5 protein-coding genes and 1 tRNA gene are annotated in these 4,561 nt (G+C 36.8%); 3 read left to right on the forward strand and 3 right to left on the reverse strand.

Features of this window, described 5'->3' with window-relative positions; all coding sequences use genetic code 11:
* The first annotated feature begins 146 nt into the window (after positions 1-146).
* Positions 147-470: a helix-turn-helix domain-containing protein gene (locus H7254_RS19860; protein ID WP_301934637.1), complete on the forward strand. Its 324-nt coding sequence runs from the start codon at positions 147-149 to the stop codon at positions 468-470.
* Between the two features lie 354 nt (positions 471-824).
* Here the strand turns inward: H7254_RS19860 and H7254_RS19865 are convergent.
* Positions 825-898, reverse strand: a tRNA-Arg gene (locus H7254_RS19865).
* 104 nt (positions 899-1,002) lie between these two features.
* On the opposite strand from H7254_RS19865, the gene H7254_RS19870 reads away from it, so the two are divergent.
* Both H7254_RS19870 and H7254_RS19875 read left to right on the forward strand, forming a co-directional pair.
* Positions 1,003-1,476, forward strand: a complete 474-nt coding sequence (locus H7254_RS19870) for a 23S rRNA (pseudouridine(1915)-N(3))-methyltransferase RlmH (RefSeq protein WP_301934638.1) — start codon at positions 1,003-1,005, stop codon at positions 1,474-1,476.
* 35 nt (positions 1,477-1,511) lie between these two features.
* Complete coding sequence (locus H7254_RS19875) at positions 1,512-2,156, forward strand: rhomboid family intramembrane serine protease (protein WP_301934639.1); 645 nt, start codon at positions 1,512-1,514, stop codon at positions 2,154-2,156.
* Here the strand turns inward: H7254_RS19875 and tilS are convergent.
* Both tilS and H7254_RS19885 read right to left on the reverse strand, forming a co-directional pair.
* Positions 2,141-3,475 carry a tRNA lysidine(34) synthetase TilS gene (gene tilS, locus H7254_RS19880; protein ID WP_301934640.1) on the reverse strand — a complete coding sequence of 445 codons (1,335 nt, stop codon included), beginning with the start codon at positions 3,473-3,475 and terminating at the stop codon, positions 2,141-2,143. The genes H7254_RS19875 and tilS overlap by 16 nt on opposite strands.
* 153 nt (positions 3,476-3,628) lie before the next feature.
* Positions 3,629-4,561, reverse strand: a 933-nt coding sequence (locus tag H7254_RS19885; protein WP_301934641.1) for a family 16 glycoside hydrolase, incomplete at its 5' end; no start/stop codon positions are given.

A 4,561-nucleotide genomic window follows, 5' to 3' on the forward strand; every position in this document is an offset into this window, starting at 1 on the left:
AAAATCAGTTCCCGGTTTACTTTTTATAAGTGCCTTAATGACCTGCATGATTTTATGTACATTAACTATGTGCCATCCTCCAGTAAGTTTATGCTAAGTGTGTACCATTTAAGAGGACTTTAATAATAATAACAAAATTTAGTTTTATGGAAACATTGTTTATTCCAAATGAAAAAGATTTTAAAAAGTGGATAAAAGAAGCTGTAGAAGAAAGCCTAAAGGTTAATTCAGTTGGAATATCAAATATTAAAGATGATGGTAATCTTTTAAATCGCACAGAAATAGCAGCATTTTTAAGAGTATCGTTGGTAACGCTTACAGATTGGATGAAGCGGGGTTTACCTTCACACAAGCAAAGGGGACGAGTTTATTTTATGAAATCAGAAGTGTTAGATTATATAAAAAAGACCAAGATGAAGCAAGTTAAGTTAGGTTCAAGGTTGCAACATTTAAACAATGAAATATTGTAAAGACAAAACTTAAATATTTAGGAACCTGGCAGTTAAATGCCGGGTTTTTTATTTGATATGCGTCAATAATATTTAGGATAATTATTTTTAACTTTACTAAGAATAAGCTCTTTGACTTACGCATAAAAATTATCAAACAAGATTTTTGGTATTTATTTGTTTGAAAATTGTTTGAAAATTTTTAAATAATTAATTACTGAGAAATAAATAATTTCTGAAAAGCTGAAATAATTGCCAATGCTGAACAGATAATTAATTTAAATTTTAAGTGTATTTAATTGACTATAAGTAATTTATGCAATTATTGGAATAAAGTATAAATAAAAACCCCGCTTAAAAAGCGGGGCTGCTATGTGACCCTGTCAGGATTCAAACCTGAAACCTTCTCATCCGTAGTGAGATGCTCTATTCAATTGAGCTACAGAGCCATTTGGCTGTAAATCACAAGTGACTTTTTTACTGCCGGATGGCAAAAATAGAGATTTATTTTATTCATCCCAACTCTTTGTGCATTTTTGCTGTAAATAATAAAATGAAACTTCAATTCTGGACAATCGGAAAAGCTCATGAACCCTATGTAAAAGCAGGTATCGAAATGTTTACGAAACGCGTTGCCAATTACTATCCGGTTGAATGGAACATTATCGCAACGCCAAAAAATGCCGCCACTTTAAGTGAAGCCGGTCTTAAAAAAAAAGAAGGGGAAATTATCTTACAACTCCTGCAAAAGGAAGATTACCTGGTGTTGCTGGATGAAAGAGGCAAACAACTTACCAGTGAAGATGTTGCTGCATTTATTCAACTTAGGGGAAATGAAAGCGCAAAAAATATCATCTTTTTAATTGGCGGCGCTTATGGGGTTAGTGAAGAACTGATGCAACGGGCGAATTATAAATGGTGTTTATCACCCCTGGTTTTTCCACACCAGTTGGTGAGACTTATTTTGGCCGAACAGGTTTACAGGGCCTGCAGCATAAATCGGAATGAAAAATACCACCATAGTTGAAATAATACAATAGTTTTGAAGCTCAATTAATAAAAATGAATTTTTCAACCGCCCCTATTACATTTAGTCTGATTGCCATCAATGTAATTATATCACTAATTGGTTTTTCCAATGCCAGTTTTTTGGACAAAGCTATGATGTGGCCTTATGGTATTAAAAGAAATGGTCAGTATTATCGGTTTATTTCCTCCGGTTTTATTCATGCAGATTACATTCACCTGATTTTTAATATGTTCAGCTTCTATTTTTTTGGAACCGCTATCGAGTTCTATTTTTCGCAATACGGCTTAGGGGGAAATATTTCATATCTGGTGCTATACTTTTTAGGCATCATTATATCAGACATTCCAAGTTATTTAAAAAACCAGGACGATCCTTCTTATAAGTCGCTGGGCGCATCCGGTGCTGTATCGGCAGTAATTTTTGCCTGCATCTTGTTTCAGCCCTGGGGAACCATTCTTATTTATTTTATACCAATGCCATTTATTGTTTTTGCCTTTCTTTATCTTGGATACTGCGTGTACATGTCTAAGAAGAACGTTGGTCATATCAATCACGATGCACATTTATGGGGATCGCTGTTTGGTCTTGTATTCACCATTTTGTTAATTGCATTAATGGCTCCACAAATGTTTCCTGATATTTTTACAGAATTATCCCATCCTCATTTTGGCAGATAAGTAAATTTTAAAATCTTTTTTGTTGCGGGAGAAATTTTAAACCGGTCATCAATTCTTTTGCCTGTTACCCAGATAATTTTTTTATTCATTTCAATTACCCAGGTGTTTTCTTTTTGGGTAAGGGATAGTTTCTGATCTGTTAAAAAGCGGTTGAGTTTCTTTTTCTTTTTCATTCCCAGCGGATAAAAATAATCACCTTGTTTCCATTTGCGCAGCAGTAAGGGAAAACTGATTTCATCCGCATCCAGCAGGGCAGTTAAAATATCTGAAGTAAGCTGTACTTTGGCAACTTCTAATTTTTCTATTTGCAATTCGCCCGCTTCAAAGATGACTTTTTTATTATTTTCTTCAATTAAAATATGTTGCCCGGCTTCGCTTTGTAAGGGCGCTATGATAAGCCAGTGCCGGTTTTTAAAAATACGGTGTGTGGCAGATTGAATGTATTTTCCGGTCTCACTTTGCAGCAATGCGATGGATTCATCCGTTTGATGAGCTGTAAATCCATAGTCTTTAATGATCTCATACATCACGGTTGTAAGGGGCACTGTTTTCAATAATTTTAAAACAGACATGTGTGCTTCATTGCCTTTTATTTCCACCAGTTTTTTTATGTTCATATCAACTGAACAGCGGTATAAAATTTCTACTTCGTTCAATCGTTGAATATTTTTAAGAATGTTTTCTTTAGCCTCTGGAAATTGCCGGCTTACCATGGGCAAAATTTCATTGCGAAAATAATTACGGGTATATTCATTTTCTGCATTGGTATAGTCTGTTACAAAAGCAAGTTGATGTATTGCTGTAAACGTTTCCAGTTCCATCCTACGGGCAAATAATAATGGCCTTACAATTTTATTTTGTTTTGGTAAGATTCCGCGTAAGCCTTTTATACCGGTGCCTCTGAAAAAATTCATCACAACGGTTTCAATATTGTCATCAGCATGATGTGCGGTTACAATATGATCATATTTATTTTCAACACAAAGTGTTTCAAACCATTGGTAGCGCAGATCCCTGGCAGTTTCTTCAATTGATTTTTTTGTGTCTGTAGCAATAGAAATGGTGTCAAAAATTTTTATGTAAAAAGATACGCAATAGGTTTCCGCCAACTGTTGCACAAATTCCGCATCACGGTCGCTTGCTGCTTCTCTTAACTTAAAATTGCAATGCGCAATGGCAAAATCGTACCCTGCCTGTTTACACAACGCACATAACACAACAGAATCCACACCGCCGCTCACCGCCAGCAGCAATTTATCTTTTGATTGAAAAAGATTTTCTTTTTTATTGTATGCTATAAAATTTTCAAACAGCTCCATTTTTTTCAGTTACAATTAAACAGTTATAAGTGTGGTTGGTGAATTTAACCTGTACGCAATGATATATTGCCTGTAAAGTGACCGAAAGCAGATTTAGGTAAATTGAAAAACCAGGGTAATAATTCATCCCTTAAAACACATCACCAAAAAGATTTACTTCAGCTCCTGTATTTTTATGCTTCTGAAAGAAACGGCGTTGCCATGATCCTGCAATAAAATATGGCCTTGCAATGCCATCCCGAAATTGGGCCATTTTTCAAATTTACTTCTTGCCACCAGCGCCAAAAAATAAGGAGCGCCCCGCTGGTATTCCAGCACTTTCCATCCGTTAAGCCAATGCTCTACCCGGTTATCGGGATATACAACAATCATCCCCCTGTTCCACTCTCCAATGGGCCTTCTTGCCCTTGGTTCCCGAAGTGAAGGAATCAGATCATATAGTGAAGCCAGTGTACGATTTCCTACCACGCCCAGTTTTGCATCCGGGTGTCTGGCATCATCCAGTATCTGGTACTCCAGCCCGATGGCTGAGCCCTCCGTATTTTCATTTTCTGTAACAAAATACTTTACACCGCTGTTGGCCCCTTCGGTTAATTTAAAATCGAACTGGCAAATAAACGCAGTGTACTGCTTATTGGTAACAATATCACCGCCATTGGCAGCCTCTGCCCCGGCAGAAGGCAGTACACTTAAAATACTGTCCTTTATCTCCCACCCTTTTTGCGGAAACTTTTCTTTGTAAGCACCCCGCCAGCCATTGGTAGTTTTACCGTCCCACAGCAGGCTGACTCCGTTTCTTTTTTCGGCATCCGAAATAGTATTGGGAATAAGGTTTACAACAAAAATATTGTTGTATGCAGCAGGTTTTAAATAGGTGGTTTGTATACGCAAATTACGCCAGTGAATTGTTCTTCCCTCGTCTGCTTTATTATTAATGGCATGCACCTGCAGGGCAATAAAACCTTTCATCGTCATGGCATCTACCAAATGGGCGGCAGGTATATCGTTTAGCCAGGTACGTATGTTTGTACCAATACATTCTATACGGGCCTTGTTCCATTTCAATTGATGGAAAGCTGCTTTGGC

The sequence above is a fragment of the Ferruginibacter sp. genome, assembly GCF_014377975.1.
Classification (GTDB): domain Bacteria; phylum Bacteroidota; class Bacteroidia; order Chitinophagales; family Chitinophagaceae; genus Ferruginibacter.

Coding starts and splice junctions, on each gene's coding strand:
- H7254_RS19860 (WP_301934637.1), top strand. CDS start 147: ATGGAAACATTGTTTATTCCAAATGAAAAAGATTTTAAAAAGTGGATA.
- H7254_RS19870 (WP_301934638.1), top strand. CDS start 1,003: ATGAAACTTCAATTCTGGACAATCGGAAAAGCTCATGAACCCTATGTA.
- H7254_RS19875 (WP_301934639.1), top strand. CDS start 1,512: ATGAATTTTTCAACCGCCCCTATTACATTTAGTCTGATTGCCATCAAT.
- tilS (WP_301934640.1), bottom strand. CDS start 3,475: ATGGAGCTGTTTGAAAATTTTATAGCATACAATAAAAAAGAAAATCTT.